The sequence below is a fragment of the Wukongibacter baidiensis genome (assembly GCF_050888315.1).
In the GTDB taxonomy this organism is placed as follows: domain Bacteria; phylum Bacillota; class Clostridia; order Peptostreptococcales; family Caminicellaceae; genus Wukongibacter; species Wukongibacter baidiensis.
Genome location: NZ_CP138202.1, coordinates 602,419 through 621,790, shown reverse-complemented (window position 1 = coordinate 621,790; position 19,372 = coordinate 602,419). Strand labels below are relative to the sequence as shown.

General features: G+C 33.9%; 20 protein-coding genes. All 20 read left to right on the top strand.

The window, feature by feature from the left end; genetic code table 11:
• The first annotated feature begins 1 nt into the window (after position 1).
• Positions 2 to 520 (top strand): PilW family protein, encoded by a 519-nt coding sequence (locus R9X47_RS03075; protein WP_432665231.1) that lies wholly within the window; start codon positions 2 to 4, stop codon positions 518 to 520.
• Positions 521 to 551: 31 nt separating this feature from the next.
• Positions 552 to 5,483 (top strand): VWA domain-containing protein, encoded by a 4,932-nt coding sequence (locus tag R9X47_RS03070; RefSeq protein ID WP_432665230.1) that lies wholly within the window; start codon positions 552 to 554, stop codon positions 5,481 to 5,483.
• Between the two features lie 43 nt (positions 5,484 to 5,526).
• On the top strand, positions 5,527 to 5,790 hold the full coding sequence (locus R9X47_RS03065; RefSeq protein ID WP_432665229.1) for a late competence development ComFB family protein: 264 nt from the start codon (positions 5,527 to 5,529) through the stop codon (positions 5,788 to 5,790).
• A 788-nt stretch (positions 5,791 to 6,578) separates the two neighbouring features.
• Complete coding sequence (locus tag R9X47_RS03060) at positions 6,579 to 7,640, top strand: M24 family metallopeptidase (RefSeq protein ID WP_432665228.1); 1,062 nt, start codon at positions 6,579 to 6,581, stop codon at positions 7,638 to 7,640.
• Positions 7,641 to 7,792: 152 nt separating this feature from the next.
• Positions 7,793 to 8,350 (top strand): elongation factor P, encoded by a 558-nt coding sequence (gene efp / locus R9X47_RS03055; RefSeq protein ID WP_432665227.1) that lies wholly within the window; start codon positions 7,793 to 7,795, stop codon positions 8,348 to 8,350.
• Between the two features lie 135 nt (positions 8,351 to 8,485).
• Positions 8,486 to 8,902, top strand: a complete 417-nt coding sequence (locus tag R9X47_RS03050) for a CD1247 N-terminal domain-containing protein (protein WP_432665225.1) — start codon at positions 8,486 to 8,488, stop codon at positions 8,900 to 8,902.
• Positions 8,903 to 9,195: 293 nt separating this feature from the next.
• A complete protein-coding gene (gene spoIIIAA, locus R9X47_RS03045) occupies positions 9,196 to 10,254 on the top strand; it encodes a stage III sporulation protein AA (RefSeq protein WP_432665224.1) in 1,059 nt (352 codons plus the stop codon).
• Entirely contained in the window at positions 10,244 to 10,765 is a 522-nt protein-coding gene (spoIIIAB, locus tag R9X47_RS03040; RefSeq protein ID WP_432665223.1) for a stage III sporulation protein SpoIIIAB, read from the top strand. Before spoIIIAA ends, spoIIIAB begins: the two co-directional genes overlap by 11 nt.
• A gap of 20 nt (positions 10,766 to 10,785) precedes the next feature.
• Entirely contained in the window at positions 10,786 to 10,983 is a 198-nt protein-coding gene (gene spoIIIAC / locus R9X47_RS03035; RefSeq protein ID WP_432409659.1) for a stage III sporulation protein AC, read from the top strand.
• 16 nt (positions 10,984 to 10,999) lie between these two features.
• Positions 11,000 to 11,386 carry a stage III sporulation protein AD gene (gene spoIIIAD, locus R9X47_RS03030; RefSeq protein WP_432665222.1) on the top strand — a complete coding sequence of 129 codons (387 nt, stop codon included), beginning with the start codon at positions 11,000 to 11,002 and terminating at the stop codon, positions 11,384 to 11,386.
• An 11-nt stretch (positions 11,387 to 11,397) separates the two neighbouring features.
• Positions 11,398 to 12,582, top strand: coding sequence for a stage III sporulation protein AE (gene spoIIIAE / locus R9X47_RS03025; protein WP_432665221.1), 1,185 nt, complete (start codon positions 11,398 to 11,400; stop codon positions 12,580 to 12,582).
• A gap of 8 nt (positions 12,583 to 12,590) precedes the next feature.
• Complete coding sequence (gene spoIIIAF, locus R9X47_RS03020) at positions 12,591 to 13,217, top strand: stage III sporulation protein AF (protein WP_432665220.1); 627 nt, start codon at positions 12,591 to 12,593, stop codon at positions 13,215 to 13,217.
• 16 nt (positions 13,218 to 13,233) lie between these two features.
• Positions 13,234 to 13,827 carry a stage III sporulation protein AG gene (spoIIIAG, locus tag R9X47_RS03015; protein WP_432665219.1) on the top strand — a complete coding sequence of 198 codons (594 nt, stop codon included), beginning with the start codon at positions 13,234 to 13,236 and terminating at the stop codon, positions 13,825 to 13,827.
• A 116-nt stretch (positions 13,828 to 13,943) separates the two neighbouring features.
• Complete coding sequence (locus R9X47_RS03010) at positions 13,944 to 14,648, top strand: SpoIIIAH-like family protein (RefSeq protein WP_432665218.1); 705 nt, start codon at positions 13,944 to 13,946, stop codon at positions 14,646 to 14,648.
• A 282-nt stretch (positions 14,649 to 14,930) separates the two neighbouring features.
• Positions 14,931 to 15,320 carry an Asp23/Gls24 family envelope stress response protein gene (locus R9X47_RS03005; RefSeq protein ID WP_432665217.1) on the top strand — a complete coding sequence of 130 codons (390 nt, stop codon included), beginning with the start codon at positions 14,931 to 14,933 and terminating at the stop codon, positions 15,318 to 15,320.
• A 176-nt stretch (positions 15,321 to 15,496) separates the two neighbouring features.
• Positions 15,497 to 15,907 carry a transcription antitermination factor NusB gene (gene nusB / locus R9X47_RS03000; protein ID WP_432665215.1) on the top strand — a complete coding sequence of 137 codons (411 nt, stop codon included), beginning with the start codon at positions 15,497 to 15,499 and terminating at the stop codon, positions 15,905 to 15,907.
• Positions 15,900 to 16,844: an O-sialoglycoprotein endopeptidase gene (locus tag R9X47_RS02995; protein ID WP_432665214.1), complete on the top strand. Its 945-nt coding sequence runs from the start codon at positions 15,900 to 15,902 to the stop codon at positions 16,842 to 16,844. Before nusB ends, R9X47_RS02995 begins: the two co-directional genes overlap by 8 nt.
• A gap of 31 nt (positions 16,845 to 16,875) precedes the next feature.
• Positions 16,876 to 18,102: an exodeoxyribonuclease VII large subunit gene (gene xseA, locus R9X47_RS02990; RefSeq protein ID WP_432665213.1), complete on the top strand. Its 1,227-nt coding sequence runs from the start codon at positions 16,876 to 16,878 to the stop codon at positions 18,100 to 18,102.
• Positions 18,095 to 18,340, top strand: a complete 246-nt coding sequence (locus tag R9X47_RS02985) for an exodeoxyribonuclease VII small subunit (protein WP_432667580.1) — start codon at positions 18,095 to 18,097, stop codon at positions 18,338 to 18,340. Before xseA ends, R9X47_RS02985 begins: the two co-directional genes overlap by 8 nt.
• A 138-nt stretch (positions 18,341 to 18,478) precedes the next feature.
• Positions 18,479 to 19,369, top strand: coding sequence for a polyprenyl synthetase family protein (locus R9X47_RS02980; protein WP_432665212.1), 891 nt, complete (start codon positions 18,479 to 18,481; stop codon positions 19,367 to 19,369).
• The last annotated feature ends 3 nt before the right edge of the window (positions 19,370 to 19,372 follow it).

Genomic DNA, 19,372 nt, shown 5'->3' with positions numbered 1-19,372 from the left:
AATGATGAAGTTTCTTCGTAACAATAGGGGTTTTACTATGGTGGAATTAGTTGTTGTTATGGCCATAATGGGAATAGTGTTCATAACGATCTCTTCCTTTTTAATAAATAATATTAAAACCTTTAATAGGGCCGAGGATCAAGTTGAGGCTCAGCATAATATTCAGATTGCTATGAATGAAATAGTAGATAATATTATGGAAGCAAGGGGTATAGTAGAGCCAATAAAGACCTATAGCGGTGGTAGTGTTAAGGAGATTATCTTTGAGATAAATGAAAGCAGCTATCTTCAATACGACTTTGATAATGGTAGCAAAACCCTAAGTAGAGGGAAAGGTGTGAATAAAGCAAGTATTACTACTAGTGAGTATGCAAAGCATATTGAAGAGTTTGATGTAACTAAAATTCTTGATGATCAGAACACTGTTATAGGTGTGGAAATAACTATAACAACAGAACTTAATGATTCAGATATTACCTTAAATAGAAATCAAGTGTACTTTAGAAATGCTAAGCCTTAAAAAATTATAAGCGCTGAAAGGGGGAGTTTTCATGAGAGGACGACAAAGATATTTTAAAATAGGAAGCATGTTACTTGTCATTACCATAATTATTAGTAGCATTATAGTACCAAACAGTTACGCAGATTCTATAACTAAAAATGTCAAGGCACCAATAAACTTAGTAAAAGAAGTTGAGAAAAATCAATATTTAGTTAATGAAGAGATTGTAATAAATTACATGATTCAACCGCAACCAATACCTGTTGAGGATATAGTACCAGAATCATATCTGAAGGATAAAGAGATTGTTTTAGTAATGGATACATCCGGTAGTATGAATCGTGATCTCAACGGAAGTAGCACATATAATACAGAAGATAAGAGAATGACTATTGCAAAGAATGCAGCAAAACTGTTTATTAACAAATTAAAAGAAGATGATAGGGTCAGTTCTTCTCTTGTTTCTTATAGCAATACAGCCAATTTAAATAATATAAATGGAAAGAATTTTGTAAAGTTAGCAAATTCTAATGAGTTTACTGAATTTGAAGTAGCAATAAATGGTTTAAGTGCAAATGGAGGTACTAATATAGGTGATGGACTTAGAAGAGCGTATTATTTATTGGATGAGTTGGATGATGATCAAAAAAGGAAGTATATTATTTTAATGACAGATGGAGATCCTACTGCATTTACCTATGATCGAATTGCAGGACAGTTTTACTCCAATTACTATAATGGTACATATTGGTATGAAGATTATTATGGGCAATGGCATCAAGCTATAGGACAAAAAAAAGAGGGTTCTACAACATCTCCCGTATTTTGGATAAATTCAGTAGATTATAGAACAAGTAGTGCTACGCACACAAAGTATTATGTAAATTGGTCTAGTACTGGTGATTATAATGGATTATCTCAAAACTACGCTAATACCATTAGCCAAATGATTACCGATGATGATTCTGAAATCAATACTTTTATTGTTGGTTTTAGTAATGACGTAAATAAGGACAAGCTCCAACAAATAGCAGATAGCTCTAGCGGTTTTTATAAGGAAGCAAAGACAGCTGAGGATATAATCGAAGTGTATGAAAAATTAGCAGAGCAAATACAGAGCGATTTGCCTATTCATGGTATAAGATTTCAAGAGACCTTTCCTGAGGGAATGGAAGTTGTAGAAGTATCAGAAGGGTTAGATATAAATAATCAAATAGTAACTGGAGATATAGGAAGTATATCATACATACTAAATGAGGAAACAAATCAATTTGAGGCAGAGCCCTTTGAATTTTTTATCAAGCTAAGGGGTAATACTGCTGGAGATTATAACCTAGGAAAGGATAGTAGTGACAATAATACCTCTTATATCGACTATAAGGATATAGATGGAACCGATGGTCAAAAATCCTTCCCAAGAATAGATATATCAGTGTATGAAAAAGAACCACCTCAAGTATCAGGCTATTTGACGGATCATGAAGATGATGGGGAGAAATATAGCTTGGCTTTAACTATTGACGAACCGGCAGAAATCGTGATTTCAAATACAGAAGGAGATATTCTCTGGAGCAAGGACGAAAGAGATGAATTCAGTGAGTATCAATCGGACAAGACCTTTAATATTAATATTGCTAAATCAGATATAGATGCAATGTTTGTTAATATGAAGGCTACGGATGTATATGAGAATTTTGTGACAGAAACTGTTCCTCTTGTTAGATTAAATCCAATCGAAATTCAAGATGACACTAAAACTCCTGATGGAATTAAGGGAAGCTTAAGCTTAGAGACAGAAGAAAACACTACGATTACAAGTATGAAAATCAATGGGGAAATAGCAGCTACGGATAGATTGACTGATGATGGAAATTATACGCAATTAATTGATTTGATATATGGAGAAAATGAAATTGAGATTTCAGTAAAAAACGGATATAGCAACAGATCTACATTAAAATTTGGAGGAATAACTGTTGAGGGTCCACCTGCTCCACCTGATATTAACATCAAGGTTAGTGATGGAGAAGGACTCAGAGACACCTATGAAATTCTTAGTGATACCTCCGATGTAAGAGTCAAAAAGATATTAACCCCTAACATCGTTTTAAAGGGTGATGCCTTTGCAGATATAAATGTAATGGGAGAAGAAGTTAATTTCTTTAAATATCAGTTTATGAATACTTCCATTGAGCCGCAGGATATGCCTGAAGATGGTTGGTTAAGTCTAGACTTAAACGAAGAAACAGTAAATGAAGACGTTGTTTTAGAAAAACAGGGATACCTTAATCAAAGAGCCTATGATGTTAGCCACATGCCAACCTTAAGTGGGACAGACAAATGGAGTAATCCCCAGGAGGTTTTTAAAGTGCCATTTGAAGCTACATATCATAAATCTGCATCATTTTCAACAAGTGCGGCGGAGTATGGTGACTGGGAAGATTATAAAAAAGTCGATGGAACATCTGCTAAGAGATGGGTAACAAACTCAATATTTATGAAAAATATGAATGTAACTGGAGCAAACGGAAATACAAATGCAAATTATAAGGAAGCCTCAAAATTCTGGGGATATATTAAGGTTCCAGTCGATGGAGATTACAAGTTTGGCGCTAATTCTGACGATGGTAGTAAAGGTTATATAACTGTTGAAGGTGAAACAAAGAGCTTTGTCAATATGTTTAAGCCTCAAGGGTCAAGGTTTGGAACTACAAATGAAGTATTTCATTTAAAAGCTAATAAGTTCTACCCAATATACTTAGAATATTTTAACTGGGGCGGTTGGGCTCATTTTGAAATGAAGTACAGTAATAATGGTAATACACCATCTACAAGGGTACCAGCAGAATGGTTTTATCCATCTAAGAATATAACACCAGGAGAATATGACAAGACAATATTTACTGGAAGTGAAGGTGTGAAGTTTCCTACTGAATCCGGTGATTATTATATTCTCTTCAAAACAGGTGAAGATGGTGAAGTCACAAGAGAGGGAATATATGGTCCTTTTACCGTTGATGCTGGGGTTTCATTAAACTTATCTAAGGAAGTTATAGGTGGAAGCACTGTACAAGAGAAGGATATATTCAAGTTAAAATATACTGTTCAACCTGAAGAAATAAAGACTACGAGTACATACAAAAATGAAAACGGAGTCTACAACGAAAGTATAAGTTTGACCAACGTACTTCTTCAGGATGAATATCCTGCAAATATAGATATTGACCCTAACTCAAGTGATGATGTAGTTGTAAATGGACAGGCTATTAAAGTTAACATGGAAAACATAGAATATCAATTGACTGGTAATGTTGGAGAACAAGTCTATGTAGCAAATCCAGTAAGCTTTGTAGTAGATTTAAGCACTAACACACCAGGAAGTTATACATTAAGTGAATTTGGCAAGTCTATCATTTCATTTACCGACATTAATGACGCTAAAAGTCAGATGGAGTTTCCATCGGTTACAGTTGAGGTAAGGAATAAGAATTCTGCAGTCCTTAATTTTGATAGGAGTATAGATAAGTCAAGTGCATATCTTAAGGAACCATTTGAATTAAGCTATGAAATAAAACCTCAAAGTATCTCAGCACTGTCAGGTGTGGGTAACCTACCAGATAAAGAGGTTATTAAGGCAATTGTATTCTCTGAAACAATCCCTGATGGAATAGTGATTGAAACAGATAATCTTCCTAGTGGAGTTACAGTAGTAGGACAAGACTTAACTTACTTTGTTGATTCAATTACATATAGTCTGAATGATGCTAAAACAACATATGAACCAGATGTAGATAGTTTATCATTTGCAATTGATGGCTATGGAAAGGTAGCAGGAAACTTTAAACTGGGTCAAGACGCAGAGTTGTCATTTGAGGATATCGATGGGTCGCCACTTGTAGTACCACTGGGTGATGCCGGTAGAATTGACATCGAAATAACAGGTCTTCCTGCTCCAATAATAGAAGCAGATGAAGAATGGACAAATGCTGAAAAAGTACCAGTAAAAATATCTACTAATATGGTAGATACTTCTGGAATAACTATCCAGTACAAGCTTATAGATGTTGCTTCTGATGAGGGAGAAGAAATATTAGGCTGGACTGACTATGATCAAATTTTTGATGTCATAAGAGAAGGAGAAACAAAAATTGTTGCTAAGCTAATAGATGACAATGGCAATTCGTCGGAAGAAGTATCTAAAACAGTAAAGATAGACAGAACTCCACCACCTATAAGAATAGATACTCCTATAATGGGAGATGACATAATAAGCGAGTCGGAAAAGGATGACGTAACTATTGAAGGAGATACAGGCACTGAGGCAGACATAAAGGTTAAGGTAGTCATTTCCGATGAAGAAGACGGCAAAGTAAGTAAAACAACATATTCAGATAGTGATGGAAATTTCCAAATAGATGGCTTCGACGTAAGAGAGTTAGCGGATGGGAAGTTGACTATAACGGCGACTGCAACCGACGACGTAGGAAATTCGAACAGTGATACTGAAGTAGTAAACGATTTGCTATTAATAGAGAATGAAAATATTACAGATGCAAAAGATATGTCAGAGTCGGATATAATTAAAAATGGAAAACTGATAGTTAAGGTTAAATTTACTTTACAAAAGACTTTGGATACGGTGAGAATAAGGTTGGTTTTACAAAGAGATCCAGCAGATACCGATGGCAAGTTTGAAACTGGCTTCGAGAAAATCAAGTTAGAGATTAATGGAGAAGAGCATACTGATTGGGATATTAATGATGGTACAATAGAAATTAATTCTATTTCAAAAGAGAGTAACTGTGAAGCTCTATTGGAATTCGATGTTATTAAAGATGATAAGGCAGAAGCTGGAAAAACGAAATATAAAATTATGATAGATGAATTTGAAGGTATTAAATCAGGTGAATCAGATACCTATAATCCAGATCCAGATCCAACGTTACAGATAAATGTTGTTGAAGAACCCAACATTTTGTAATAAAATTAAGATAAGACAAAAACTATGTTTAGGGGGAATATATATGTTTTTAAAAAACTATATGGAAATTGCGGTAGATCATACATTACCAAACTTACTTAGAGCCTTTGATAATATTTGCACCTGTGATAAGTGTATTTTGGATATAAAGGCAATTGCCCTAAACAAGCTAAAACCCCATTACGTTGTTACCGATAAGGGAGAGCTATATTCAAAGGTAGATGAGATGAGCCGTCAATTTGAGACAGATGTAATGAAGGCATTAATCGATGCCATAGATGTTGTTACAAAGAATCCTAGGCACTAGATAAAGGGGGCTGGCTTATAAAACAATTTTGTGAGTTCAGCCCCGGGGTGTTTCAGAATGAATGAAGTCAACCCCGGGTTATTCATAGAAAATTTAAAACTCTGCTACGTCCTTTTAATTCTAAGACATCCATCAAACCCTCGACGTACGTATGTCTTCGAACTTGATGAAAGTCTTAGAATCAAAACTACTTGCACCCTTTTAAATTTTCTATAAATAATCCGGGGTTAAGGTTTTGAAATTTCATCGGTTTGGCTAGTCGTATAGAGTTCTTAGTAAAACTCAATTTATACAGGTACAAATACTCAGGGTTTTTAAGAGTTTTGGACCTGTATAAGTTGAAGTCTTTACTAGAACCTCTATAATGTACGTGCCAAGTCGATGAAATTTTAAATAACGCAGAAATTCGTCATTCTGAGACACCCTATTTATGTTTTCGTTGCATGAGTTTATTAATGAAGGAATTTGTAAATAATAAAGCAAAGGCTTGAAAATCAATAAATTGTATTCAAACATAGATTTTTATGTTATTATTATTTAGTAGGATGAGGGAAAAATTAACCAGCTTCAAAGGTTGACAAATTCCAAAGCAAAAATGTAGAAGTTATCACTATTTTAATAGTTTTAATCGAATTTCAATATAGAGATTCCAGTCAAAACTATAATTTATACACATCAAAAATCCTCAGAAGCATGAGATATTTTGATATGTATAAATTAAGATTTACTCGGACCTCTATATAATTAATTAGTATTTAACATTAATATATTATAATGGGGGTATATAAGTGAATAATAAGGTAGAAAGATTTAGAAAAAGCCTTAAGGAGAATAATTTAAACTCCGCTATAGTATTTAAGCCTGAAAATAGAAGATATCTATCTGGTTTTACTGGTACATCGGGTTATGTTGTTATTACTGAAGACAAGAACCTTTTTATAACAGACTTCAGATATACTAAGCAAGCCTCTGACCAGTGCAAAGACTTTGAGATAGTTCAACATACTAATGATAGAACCTTATATGATATATTAAACGAATTAGGGTTAAAGAACATGGGCTTTGAGGATGCATTTGTAACTGTAAGCCAATATAATGAATTTAATGAAAAGCTTGTTGGAATAGAGCTAAAGCCATTAAAGGGTACTTTAGGAAAGCTTAGAACAATAAAAGAGCAAGATGAGATCGATGAGATTAGAAAGGCAGCGGAAATAGCTGATAAAGCCTTTGAATACATATGTGGTGTAATAAAGCCAGGGATTACTGAATGGGAAGTAGCTCTTGAACTAGAGAGTTTTATGAAGAAAAAAGGAGCCACTGCAACATCTTTTGACAGTATAGTTGCTTCTGGTATACGTTCTTCTATGCCCCATGGTGTTGCATCCCACAAGGTTATTGAAGACGGTGACTTTGTAACTCTAGACTTTGGTTGTGTATATAATGGGTACTGTTCAGATATGACAAGAACAATTGTAGTTGGAAAAGCTTCTGAAAAGCAAAAAGAGATTTATAATGTTGTTCTAGAGGCTCAAGAAGCCGCGCTAAAAGCTATCAAACCTGGCATTACAGGCTATGATGCTGACAAGGTAGCCCGCGATATTATTACAGAAAAGGGATATGGAGAATATTTTGGACATGGGTTAGGACATGGTGTTGGTTTAGAAGTACATGAATCACCTAGATTATCTCCCCTTGGAAAAGATGTTTTGGAGCCAAATATGGTAGTTACCGATGAGCCTGGTGTTTATTTACCTGACTTTGCTGGTGTTAGAATAGAGGATTTAATTGTTGTTACTGAAAATGGATGTGAGAGATTATCAAAATCACCTAAGCATTTAATTGAGTTATAGACTCAATTAATATATATTAACCCGGATTTTTCATGAATAATCCGGGTTTAAGGACATTAAGTCCAATAAATTAGTCAAAATTCTCGCCTGAGTTGAGATATGACTATAAATAAGAAAATTATAGAATTAAAGTACTATGGAGGGATTGTTAAATGATTTCAGCAGGAGATTTTAGAAAAGGTGTAACATTTGAGATTAATGGTCAACCATTTGTGGTTGTTGACTTCCAGCATGTTAAGCCTGGAAAGGGAGCTGCTTTCGTAAGAACTAAGTATAAGAGTATAATCACAGGTTCTATTAGAGAAGAAGCTTTCAATCCAAATGAAAAGTTCCCAAAGGCTCACATTGAGACAAAAGAAATGCAATACCTATATGATGATGGAGAACTTTACTACTTTATGGATAATGAAACATATGAGCAAATACCACTTACTCAAGATCAGGTTGAAGGTGCTATTAAATATATTAGAGAGAACGAGAATGCTACATTAAAGTTCTATAATGGTAAGTGCTTCCAAGTTGCACCACCTAATTTTGTTGAATTAGAAGTTGTTGAAACTGAACCTGGTATTAAGGGAGATACAGCAACTAATGTTACGAAAAGAGCTAAGGTTGAAACTGGAGCTGAGGTACAAGTACCACTTTTTGTAAATGAAGGTGACAGAGTTAAAATAGATACTAGATCTGGAGAGTATTTATCTAGAGCATAAGGGTAATAATACAAATAGTATTTGCAACAAAGGGATTATATCCTTTGTTACATAAACCCAGAATATTATAGTGATTTAAGTAGAACTATATATCTGGGGCAAAAAAAATCTTAAACAAATGAGGAGGAATACCATATGAGCTACTTAAACGAAAAAGTTTCATATCTTAGAGGATTAGCGGATGGTATGGAGCTAGATGCAAGCAGTAAGGAAGGTAAGCTTTTAGTTCATATTATTGATGTCCTTGATGATTTTGCTGAAGCAATGGGAGAGTTAGATGAAGGTCTAGCTGAAGTAAGTGAATATGTTGATGCAATAGATGAAGATTTAACTGATTTAGAAGACGATTTCTATGAAGAAATTGATGAATTAGATGATGATGAATTTATTGACTTTGATGAAATTGAGTGTCCTTCATGTGGTGAGATAATCTACGTTGATGAGGATATGCTTGATGAAGAGGGTGAACTAGAGGTTGCTTGCCCTGAGTGCGATGAGACTATACAAATAACTGAAGATTGCGACGATTGTTGTTGTAATCACGAGAAATAGAATTACATTGAAGAAATAAAACCCGATGCGTTTGTATCGGGTTTTATGCTGTTAACAAACGTCCAATTTCTGCGTTACTGCTTAAGTCTCTGCCTAACACTTGCGGGTCTAGCAAGCTCCGCTACTCGACTTAAGCGTGCCTTGAACTTGAGCATTTGTTAAAGCCTACATCTTGTTAACTTTGTTAACAATCTGACTCGATACATTTGTATCGGGTTTTTATTTTTTTGCAAAAAAAACAAGCATAAATTTCTAATTAAAAAATATTATTTAATAAAAAGGAGGGACATGTTATGAGCAAACTAGGGGATAAAGAATTCGGAATATATAAAAATAACCTAAGAGAAAGTAATTGCATAAACAATAGAGAAATTTTGGAGATATTACCGATTAGGCTCAGAAATATTTTTAATAATTTACCAAATAGATTTATTAATGATATCGAGGAAATAAGGCTGAGGGTCAATAAGCCTTTAATAATAAATTGTCGTGGGGAAGACTATTATCTTACAGAAGACGGGAGAAATACAAAGGTAAATATCAGTGTAATTGCTATTAATAAGGAAGATGTGAAAACTTGTTTTCAGCTGGTAACTGACTACTCTGCCTATGCCCTTGAAGAAGAAATTAGGAACGGGTTTATAACAATAAAGGGAGGCCATAGGGTAGGAATTTGTGGAAAGGCAGTTATTGAGGGAAATCAGGTTAAGACCATTAAAGATATATCTGGTTTAAATATTCGTATATCAAGAGAAAAGCGTGGCTGTGGGGAAAAGGTAATTAAATACATAATGAAGAGCTCAGAATCGATATTTAATACCCTTATAGTGTCTCCACCTGGGTGCGGCAAAACAACAATATTGAGAGACATAATAAGACTTATTAGCAGCGGTTCAAAAAAGTATGATTTTAGAGGAATAAATGTATCTGTAGTAGATGAAAGATCTGAAATCGCTGGCTGTTATGATGGGGTACCGCAAAAGGATGTTGGAATGAGGACCGATGTCCTTGATGGATGTCCAAAGGCGGAGGGGATGATTATGCTTATAAGAGCAATGTCCCCTAGGGTAATAGCTACCGATGAAATAGGACGGGATGAGGATATATATGCTTTGAAGGAGGCAATTAATGCTGGCGTAAAGTTTATAACTACTGTTCACGGGGATAGCATTGAAGAAATAAGTAGGAGAAGCAATATTACGGATCTAATAGAAAAGAAAATCTTTGAAAGAGTTATAATCCTAACAAACAAACCAAGGGTCGGAACGGTAAGGGAAGTAATCAATTTAGAAAGTGAAGAGATTCTAAATGACGGTCTCCTACTTGATAGGAGGGAGCAGTATGGTACTTAAATCTATAGTTGCTGTAATTCTATTGCTAGCAACATCAGGAATAGGGTATCTGATGGCATTAAGATACGGACTTAGGGTGAAGCAGCTCGGTTATTTTACAAACGCTCTAAACAGTTTAGAGACTTATATATTATACTATTCTACTCCATTGCCTCTAGCTATGAAAAAGCTATCGGAAAGAAGTCACAGCAGTATATCTTGGTTATTCGAGGAGTCATGGAAGAGATTGGATAGCAGGGAAGGATATGAAATAGATGTGATATGGCAAGAGGCCATTAATAAGAATATAGATAGTCTTTCCTTATCAAAGGAGGATATAGAGATAATTATAGATTTTTCAAAGGAACTTGGTTTTGGAAACAAGGATACTCAGAAGAAACATTTTCAATATACTGAGATGCTACTAAAGGAACAAAAAATAAAGGCAACTGCCGAAAAAGAAAAAAATGGAAGAATGTTCAATAGACTAGGAGTTTTGCTGGGATTGGCAATAGTAATAATTTTAATTTAATGGGGAGGGTTATTATGGCAATAGATATAAATTTGATCTTTAAAATTGCTGCTATAGGTATTTTAGTATCGATATTAAACCAAGTATTAAAGCACTCTGATAGGGAAGAGATGGCGACTATGACTACTATAACTGGGCTGATAATTGTTTTGCTTATGGTAATAAAGCTGATTAACAACTTGTTCACAACAGTAAGAGCAATGTTTGAAATATATTAACATAAGGTGTGATTTAATGGAAATATTTAAAATAGTCGGCTTAGGAATCACAGCTACTTTACTAGCTATAATAGTAAAGCAATATAAGCCTGAGTATGGTGTTCATATAAGCATAGCCACAGGAGTAGTTATATTCTTACTTGTAATAGGTAAATTAGCATCTATATTTGAAGTAATACATGGACTAGCTGATAAGCTTGATATGGATGTAATTTATCTGAAATCAGTATTCAAAATCATTGGGATTGCATATATTGCTGAATTTGGATCTGAAGTTTGTAGAGACTGTGGAGAGTCTTCCATAGCTTCAAAGATAGAATTCGCAGGAAAGATATTAATAATGGTTTTGGCATTACCAATTTTACTATCGGTTTTAAACCTAATAATTAAATTGATGCCTTAGGATGTGAGCTAATGAAGAGGAAAATTACTATTATATTGATGATATTTATCCTATCAATCAATATAGCCTATGGTAATGAAGAAAATGATGAATCTAAAGGGTTAACGGAGAAAATTATAATAGAGCAATTGGATACAATAGATTTGACGGAAATGGAAGACTTGATAAGCACGATGAATAACCAAAATTCAACAGGCATACCTGATATAGACATAAAAACTTTTATTGTAAAGGCTGTAAAGGGAGAATTGGAATTTTCGATCAAGGGAATTCTAGCAGGGGTTGGTAAGCGACTTTTTGAGGAAATTATTGTAAACTCAAAATTGTTGGCACAGCTTATTATTATTTCAGTCCTATGTGGATTACTAAATAACCTTACGAATTCCTTTGATAATAATACCACAGGTCAGATAGCATTCTATGCATGCTACTTAGTAATAGCTGGTATCTGTATAAAAGGATTTATAGCAGCCATGCAGGTAGGTTATCAAGCGATAGATAATATGGTTAGTTTCATGCAGGCTCTGATGCCGGTACTGCTGACTTTGCTTATGGCAGTAGGCAGTATAACAGCATCGGCTTTATTTAAACCGATTATTGTAGCCTCCATAGGTATTACGAGTACTATCATGAAGGATGTAATATTACCACTAGTATTGTTATCTGCAATACTAGCAATAGTAAATAATCTACCAACTAAAATCCATATTTCAAAATTAGCATCAATATTAAAGCAAGGATGCATAGCACTTATAGGGCTTGTTCTCACGATATTTTTAGGAATAATTACTATTGAAGGGGTTTTGGCATCCAGTACAGATGGTGTTACCTTAAGAACAGCTAGGTTCGCTATGGACAGGTTTATACCGATAGTTGGAGGTTTTATGTCCGAGGCAATTGATACGGTTTTCGGATGTTCATTACTTATCAAAAACGCTGTTGGTGTTGTAGGTTTAGTAACAATACTAACAATAGTTACATTCCCAATGTTAAAAATAATATCACTTATCGTTATATATAAAATTACTGCTGTATTAATTGAACCAATCAGTGATACTAAGATAGTAGGATGCTTAAACGATATGAGCAGCTCACTAGTAATAGTACTAGCCACCGTAATATCAGTTGCTATCATGTTTTTCATTGCTGTAACGGCGGTTGTAGGCGCAGGAAACATTACGGCAATGATAAGGTAGGTGAAAAGATGATTGAGATTATAAAGGATTGGATCACTAATATTGTAACAATAATAATACTTATAAGCTTTTTAGAACTATTAATGCCTGATGGCAAAATCAAAAAATATGTAAATCTAATACTGGGCTTCATAGTTATGCTAGTTATATTAAATCCGATATTAGATATATTGAACAATAAAGGTGACATAGAGAATGAGGTTTTCACGATTTCTAGTGAACTGAGTAAAAGTGAGTATGCTTTCGTTACTTCAAATATTGAGAGTAGACAGATGGACCAGTTATCTGCTTTATATAAAGACAGGATTAAGAAGGATATTGCATATAGGGTTGAGAGTAAATATGATGTTAAGGTTACTGAAGTATCTATTGAAATTGAAGATAAAGGTAAGGGGAAAATAGGAGAAATAAAGAAACTGGAAATGTCCGTAGCTGAAAAAACAGAATCCTCAAAGGATGATACTATTCCTATTGTGAAAATCGATGTTTCTGATAGTAATATCGATGAAGAAAGTAAAAAAAGTAATAATAATAATCAACAGGATAACATAAATATAGATTTAAGGAATAAAATAAGAGACGATGTCTCAAATATTTATAACTTAAATAAAAAAAGTGTAGTAATAAGAAAATAAGCGAGGGGGATAAGGGATGGATCTTTTTAAAAAGTTAAAGGAAAAACTAGGGAAGGGAAATACGAAACAACTTATAGGCCACTTGGCAGCTATTGTCATAGTTTGCATAATATTTCTGATTTCCTATAGTGTCTTCTTTCCAAAGGAAGAATCCAGTGAAGCAGATAATAATGTGGTAGAGCAGGTTTCGGTAGAAAACAAAATACCTGAAACGGCATATAGTGATAGTATGGAGGATCGATTAGAAAAGATTTTAAACAAGATTGATGGTGTTGGAGAAGTTGAAGTTATGATTACATATGAAACAAGCACTGAGGTTGTACCTGCATCAAACGTTACTAAATCTGAGCAAACAACAGAGGAAAATGACAAGCAAGGTGGTACAAGGGTTATTAAACAGGAAAATACAACACAAAATATAGTTACAGTAAGCAGTAAAGACTATAATAATTCGCCGATGGTAATTAAGGAGATTAAACCTATGATAAGGGGAGTTATTGTAGTGGCACAGGGTGCTGAAGACCCAATGATTAAAAATGAGCTAATAGAAGCAGTTACTACTATTTTTCAGATAAAAAGTCATAAAGTTAAGGTTTATGGTAGAAACTAAAGTAATGACACATTGAATGTTTATAAATTTTACTGAAGAATGTAGAAGTGATTATTATTTCAGTAAAATTTATCTAAAATCTTAAGGTATCATGACTATAAAAAGGGGGATATAAAATGTTTAATTTTAAATTTGAGAGAAGAAAGTTAATAATACTATCTTTGGTATTTGTACTAATTTCAATAAGCTATTTAAATTATATGATCAATAAGCGTTCGGCTTTAGAGACTTCATCAGGGTTAAAGGAATATGAGGAGAAGCAGCTCTCGGAAATGAATAATGAAGAGGAGCCTTCTACAGACGCTATTATACATGAAGGTCCAGCTGACGATGAAACTGCAACGTCATCAATGACGATGGTAGAAGATGAAAAGGAAACCGATATTGTGGATAGCTCAAAAAATGAGTTAGAGGATATAATGGCAGTGGCAAACACAAACATTCAAGATTCCCTAGTAAGCAATAACCTGGCTAAGGCAAACTATTTTTTACAGGCTAAGATTGATATTGAAATTGAAAGAGAGAAGACTATTGAAAGATTCGATGAAATAATTAATAATCAAAAAGTCGATGAGGATTCAAGAAAAAAAGCTGTTGATAAAAAATTAAAAGTAATAGATGTTATAAATAAGGAGAAAATAGTAGAGAGCCTAATTAAAAGTAAAGGTTACGAAGATGCAGTTGTATTTATTACTAATGAGGGAGTTTATATCACAGTTCAAAGTGAAGAGTTAGCCCAAGCTGACATAGCAAAAATATTAGATATAGTTACACGTGAGACAAAATATTCGATAGATAATATAAAGATTCAGAGTAGGTAGTAGTTTATAGAGACGTACGCTTGTAAGGTTCTACATACTCAAGTAGTCTTTGAGAATCCTTTTGGCTCATGCTATGAACCTGTTTTGTATTGAAATTAGAAGGTTAAAACAGGTTTATAAAAATCGCTCAAAAGGAAACCTCAAAGTCTACTTTCGTTCTGAAGGTTAAATGAGCGTACATCAAGGAGTTATATATGAAAAATAACTTCTCATCTTTAATTGTAAATAAAAAGACATTTTGATATAATAATCATTATAATAAAGGAAATTGGAGGTAATTTTATGGAAAATAATTCAAGCATAGATAATGTAGAATATGGACAAGTAAAGATTTCTGATGAAGTAGTGGCAACTATTGCTGGACTTGCTGCAGCAGAAGTAGGCGGTATATACTCAATGAGCGGTGGATTTGCAGGTAATATCTCAGACCTATTAGGTAGGAAAAACCTTTCAAAGGGTGTTAAAGTTGAAGTTGGTGAAGAGGAAGCTGCCGTTGATCTAAACGTTGTAGTAGAATACGGTGTAAAGATTCCCGATGTAGCTTGGAAGGTTCAGGAAGGTGTAAAAAGTGCGATTGAGACTATGACTGGACTAAAAGTTGTTGAAGTAAATATTCATGTTCAAGGTGTATATATACCTAAGAAGGAAAAAGAGGAAGAAGTAGAAGAGTAATTATAGTTATGCTACCTTAGAGTAGCATTACTTTAATATGGGTTGGATCTTTTAAAAACTAACTCTCTTTATTAGGAGAGTTAGTTTGTTTATGTTAGATGTATCTTATAGGAAAATTTGTGAAAAATAAGCTTAGAAGTTATTTTTTAAATATTCCTAAACTAAGGAGGAGAAAGATGAGTAGAAGAATGGCTAGAGAGACAGCTATGCAAGCGTATTACCAAATGGAGATTCATAAAGAATATGAGCCAGATATAGCTGAAAAATATGTTGAAGGTGCAATAGATAATGATAAGGACAAGAAATACATAGATGAAATGATTAATATATTTGTAACTAATAAAGAAACTATTGATAAGCTTATAAATGACAATTTAAAGGGCTGGGATATTGATAGACTGTCCAAGATAGATTTGGCAATACTTAGACTTGGATTAACAGAAATGATGTATAGAGATGATATACCTGTTAAGGTATCGATAAATGAAGCAATCGAGCTTGGAAAGAGATATGGTACCGATGATTCTTCAAGCTTTATAAGTGGACTTCTTGGGTCTGTAGTGAACAAGGAAGCTTTGGATGAGTAAATATCTTCTAGGAATCGATACAAGCTGTTATACTACATCAATAGCTGTTGTTGATGAGGAAAGTAGGCTTGTACTTGAAAAAAGAAAGATACTAGAGGTTAAGAAGGGGAATAGAGGTTTAAGGCAATCGGAAGCAATTTTTCAACATATGAAGAATTTCCCGGACCTATATGAAGAGGTCTGCGGTGAAATAGATACTAAGAAGATCATAAAAGTATGTTGTAGTAGTAAGCCAAGAAACTTAGAAGGCTCTTATATGCCTGTATTTCTATCTGGAGTTTCCTTTGGCAGAACTATTGCTTCCTCGTTAAATGTTTCATTTGAGGAATATAGCCATCAGGAGGGGCATATCGAAGCGGCTAGATGGTCTTCTGATGTTGTAACTAAAAATGAGTTTATTGCGGTTCATATATCTGGAGGCACTACAGAAATTTTAAAGGTAGAAGAGAATGAAAACAGATATGAATGTGAAATCATTGGTGGTACAAAAGATATCAGTGCTGGGCAGTTGGTAGATAGAATAGGCGTAATGATGGGGCTGGGATTTCCAGCAGGAAAAGAACTTGATAAAATATCTGAAAAAGGTATAGAGGGAAAGATAAAGCTACCCGTTAGCACAAAGGATACTTATATTAATTTTTCAGGAGTAGAGACCTTTACTAAGAGATTGGTAGAAGAAGGAAATAAGAGCATGAGTGATATAGCTAAGGCACTATTCGCTTGTATTAGTAGGTCATTGTACAACGTTATCTACGAGTCTTCATCAAAGTATAAAATTAATAAAATTTTAATAGCCGGTGGAGTTGCATCAAATGGATTTTTGAGAGATAATCTATATAGAGAATTAAATGCTAAAGGAATAAGTGTTCATTTTGGTAAGCCAGAATTTTGTACTGATAATGCGGTTGGAACCGCACTACTTGGGATACATAAATAATCGATGCGAATATTGGAGGCATTTTTTTACAATGGGAATTAGAACTTTAACAGTATCCGAGTTAAATAATTATTTAAAAAGAATATTAATGTATGATCCTATTTTAAATAACCTAGTTATAAAAGGAGAAATTTCAAACTTCAAGCTACATAACAGCGGCCATTGTTATTTCTCTCTTAAGGACGAAAATAGTAAACTTAGATGTGTAATGTTTAATAACGATTTCAAAAAGCTTGATTTTATGCCTGAAGATGGTATGAAGGTTATAGCTAAAGGACATATTTCAATATATGAAAGAAATGGTGAGTACCAGTTATATGTAAGTAGTTTAGAGGAGATAGGTTTAGGTAAGCTCCATATTGAATTTGAAAAGTTGAAGAAAAAGCTATCCGAGGCAGGATACTTTGACGAAGATAAAAAGCAAAGGATACCGTTCTTTCCTAGAAAGATAGCTGTTGTAACTTCACCAACGGGAGCAGCTATTAGAGATATTATTTCTGTTATAACGAGAAGAAATTATTTGGTTGATATTCTTGTTTCACCTGTTTTAGTTCAAGGGGAGCATGCTGCATCTCAGATAGCAGAAGCTATAGCGAAACTAAATAAATTTGATGATATAGATTTAATTATTTTGTCAAGGGGTGGTGGCTCAATAGAAGAATTATGGGCATTTAATGAAGAAGTGGTTGCAACAAGCATCTATAACTCAAAAAAGCCTATAATTTCCGCTGTAGGTCATGAAACTGACTTTACAATATCGGACTTTGCTTCGGATTTACGAGCTCCAACACCATCGGCTGCTGGCGAATTAGCGGCTCCAAATCTTAGTGATATTGAGAGTACAATCGAGTATTTTTATAATAATTTAAAGAATAATATGATAAATAAGTTTTCTTATTTAAGAGATAATTTAGATAGTTATAATGAGGATAGAATTAAACGGCATATATCCTTTAAAATAAGAGAAGAGCAACAAACATTGGATTATATGTATACTAATCTTAAAAGCAATATGACAAGGGATATAGCTATTTTTAAGGAAATGCTGACCTCTTTAGGAGATAATCTTAATAATCTAAGCCCTCTTTCAACAATTGATAGGGGCTACAGTGTACTGCTAAATGAGAAAAAAAGTAAGACTATTACTGATATAGATGATGTTAATATTGGAGATAAGGTAAACATATTATTGAGTAAAGGTATATTAAAGTGTACTGTTGATGAAACTCAGAAAGGAGAAAGCTTTTTTGGTGGATAAAAAAGAGGTAAATGATCATAGAGATTTTGAAGGTGATCTTACTAGGCTCAAGGAAGTTGTAAAGCTTCTTGAAGATGGTAATATCTCACTTGAGGAATCGCTAAAATACTTTGAAGAAGGTATAAAGCTCTATAGGCTTTGTAATAATGTTTTAAATGATGCACAGCAGAAGATTTCGTTACTATTAGAAGAAGATGAAGAACTAGTTGAAAAACCCTTTAACCCGGATTTTATATAGAGTCTCTTGGGTTATAGAGATTCCAGTGAAGACTTTAATTTATATACATCAAAAATCCCCAGAATCATCAGATATTTTGATATGTATAAATTAAGTTTCACTAAGAACTCTATGTAGTAGTTTCTGAGGAGGAGAAAAATGAGTTTTAAGTCTGAGCTTTTACAAAGGAAAAATGAAGTAGAGGATGCATTGTATAAATATTTTCAAGACAAAACAGGTTTTCAAAAAACGGTTATTGAATCAATGGAATATAGTATAAGAGCTGGGGGCAAAAGATTAAGACCAATACTATTATTAGAGGTTTGCAAGCTCGTTGGTGGAACCAGTGATGATGCAATGCCCTTTGCGTGTGCTATGGAAATGATCCATACATACTCTCTAATCCATGACGATCTTCCTGCTATGGATAATGATGATTATAGAAGAGGTAAGCCAACAAATCACAAGGTTTATGGTGATGGAATCGCAATTTTAGCCGGTGATGGGCTTTTAAATATGGCTTTTGAAACAATGCTTGAAAAAGTTATTTCTGACCCCAAAGCAATGGAGCGAGGTATGAAAGCAATGCATAGCATTGCAAGTGCTTCAGGGGTTAAGGGGATGATAGGTGGACAGGTAGTGGATTTAGAGTCTGAGGGAAAGAGAATTGAAAAGGAAACCCTAGACTTCATTCATCTTACTAAAACTTCTGCACTGATTGAAGCCTCAATCATGGCCGGTGCAATGATAGGTGGAGCTACTGAAAATCAGTGTGAAGCACTACAAACCTATGGAAGAGGTATCGGATTAGCATTTCAAATAATTGATGATATACTTGATGTAGTTGGAGATGAGGCTAAGCTTGGGAAAAAAGTAGGTAGCGATATAGATAATGAAAAATCAACCTATCCTTCTATATATGGAATTGAGAAGTCAAAGGAAATGGCGTCTGAACTATTTGAAAATAGTTTAACGTCTTTAGAATTATTTGATGAAAAAGCAGATTTCTTAAGGAAATTAGTAGAGTTCTTAAGAAGTAGAGAATATTAGATT

Bases quoted from the DNA above. Each gene is read 5' to 3' on its own strand.
- R9X47_RS03075 (WP_432665231.1), top strand. From the start codon at position 2: ATGATGAAGTTTCTTCGTAACAATAGGGGTTTTACTATGGTGGAATTA.
- R9X47_RS03070 (WP_432665230.1), top strand. From the start codon at position 552: ATGAGAGGACGACAAAGATATTTTAAAATAGGAAGCATGTTACTTGTC.
- R9X47_RS03065 (WP_432665229.1), top strand. From the start codon at position 5,527: ATGTTTTTAAAAAACTATATGGAAATTGCGGTAGATCATACATTACCA.
- efp (WP_432665227.1), top strand. From the start codon at position 7,793: ATGATTTCAGCAGGAGATTTTAGAAAAGGTGTAACATTTGAGATTAAT.
- R9X47_RS03050 (WP_432665225.1), top strand. From the start codon at position 8,486: ATGAGCTACTTAAACGAAAAAGTTTCATATCTTAGAGGATTAGCGGAT.
- spoIIIAA (WP_432665224.1), top strand. From the start codon at position 9,196: ATGAGCAAACTAGGGGATAAAGAATTCGGAATATATAAAAATAACCTA.
- spoIIIAB (WP_432665223.1), top strand. From the start codon at position 10,244: ATGGTACTTAAATCTATAGTTGCTGTAATTCTATTGCTAGCAACATCA.
- spoIIIAD (WP_432665222.1), top strand. From the start codon at position 11,000: ATGGAAATATTTAAAATAGTCGGCTTAGGAATCACAGCTACTTTACTA.
- spoIIIAE (WP_432665221.1), top strand. From the start codon at position 11,398: ATGAAGAGGAAAATTACTATTATATTGATGATATTTATCCTATCAATC.
- spoIIIAF (WP_432665220.1), top strand. From the start codon at position 12,591: ATGATTGAGATTATAAAGGATTGGATCACTAATATTGTAACAATAATA.
- spoIIIAG (WP_432665219.1), top strand. From the start codon at position 13,234: ATGGATCTTTTTAAAAAGTTAAAGGAAAAACTAGGGAAGGGAAATACG.
- R9X47_RS03010 (WP_432665218.1), top strand. From the start codon at position 13,944: ATGTTTAATTTTAAATTTGAGAGAAGAAAGTTAATAATACTATCTTTG.
- R9X47_RS03005 (WP_432665217.1), top strand. From the start codon at position 14,931: ATGGAAAATAATTCAAGCATAGATAATGTAGAATATGGACAAGTAAAG.
- nusB (WP_432665215.1), top strand. From the start codon at position 15,497: ATGAGTAGAAGAATGGCTAGAGAGACAGCTATGCAAGCGTATTACCAA.
- R9X47_RS02995 (WP_432665214.1), top strand. From the start codon at position 15,900: ATGAGTAAATATCTTCTAGGAATCGATACAAGCTGTTATACTACATCA.
- xseA (WP_432665213.1), top strand. From the start codon at position 16,876: ATGGGAATTAGAACTTTAACAGTATCCGAGTTAAATAATTATTTAAAA.
- R9X47_RS02980 (WP_432665212.1), top strand. From the start codon at position 18,479: ATGAGTTTTAAGTCTGAGCTTTTACAAAGGAAAAATGAAGTAGAGGAT.